General features: G+C 42.7%; 1 protein-coding gene and 1 pseudogene. One reads left to right on the top strand and one right to left on the bottom strand.

Annotated elements, in window-relative coordinates; genetic code table 11:
- Window positions 1-478, bottom strand: a pseudogene (locus ACWHAR_RS22685) (hypothetical protein); the annotation flags it as partial.
- A 211-nt stretch (window positions 479-689) separates the two neighbouring features.
- On the opposite strand from ACWHAR_RS22685, the gene ACWHAR_RS22680 reads away from it, so the two are divergent.
- The coding region (locus tag ACWHAR_RS22680; RefSeq protein WP_452087900.1) for a T7SS effector LXG polymorphic toxin at window positions 690-1116 on the top strand (427 nt) is incomplete at its 3' end.

The raw sequence follows: 1116 nt of genomic DNA, 5'->3' as shown, positions 1-1116 counted from the left end.
GCGAAGGTAAGGTAAGGCTATATTCCTTTTTCATTTTTTTATCATTTATGTGAATCTCATTCCCCGTCGTATCAACATTATAGGCCTTAACAGACACATCCTTCCCCTCATACCAAAACGCAATTGGATCTGAAAGCGGATGCTCTTTGATCGCATCCTTCTCCAGCGTGTAGTAAAAAGGCTCGTGTTCCGCTAATAAAACAAGGTCTGTTGACGCGGCAGATTTTGTTTGAACGTAAGGAACATCCGCCACCTTAAACGTGCGCCTGTTAAACCGTTCGCCTGTAGAGGGTGAAAGCAGCACGCTTTCTTTTATGAAAGGATTGGAGTAGATAAAAAAGATGCGGTCTTCTTCGGGGTGGATGGCGGAAGATTGGACAGGAATACTGTCTTTATTGCGTAACTGAACAGACAGAACAAACAGGATGACACATACCATTAAAACTAATAAACCAAATGCAATCCGTTTTTTCGTCATCAACATGCTCCTTAAAAAACAATATAGAATACAAACTTCCAAAAAATGTGTAGCAATCAATATCATTTCGACCATGTTTCCGCCAATCCCTCCACGAATAAAGACACATGCCAAATGACTCATTTTTCCACCAAAACACGTTCTCACCCCACCCTCATCCCGTTCCGTGGTAAAATTTTGATATTGAGCGAACAAAAGAAGGGAAATGGTCATGAAAGTATTTGAAGCGAAAACACTACTTTCAGAAGCGGCAGACCGTGCAAAAGAGTACAAAGAACTAAGAACGCAAATGGTTAATTTGAGAAAAGCATTAAAAAGCGTCGCTGATCTCAGTGACAGTGAATTCTCAGGTAAAGGCGCTAGCAATATCAAAGCCTTCTACCCCGACCACGTCGGCGTCACCGCACAATGGATCGACTACATCGACATGAAAATCGCATTTTTCAACAGTATCGCCGGAGCCGCCGAAGACAAAGGCCTCTCAGACGCATACATCGAAGAATCCTTCCTGGAGCACGAACTGGCAAATGCCAATAAAAAATCAAAATCCATCATGTCCGAACAGAAAAAAGCGATGAAAGACATCCTGAACGATATCGACGACATCCTCCCGCTCGACCTGTTTTCAACAGAAACCA

This window comes from Bacillus sp. LR--39 (assembly GCF_053613335.1).
Note: the sequence above shows the minus strand (reverse complement) of the source record. Positions and strands in the feature narration are given on the sequence as shown.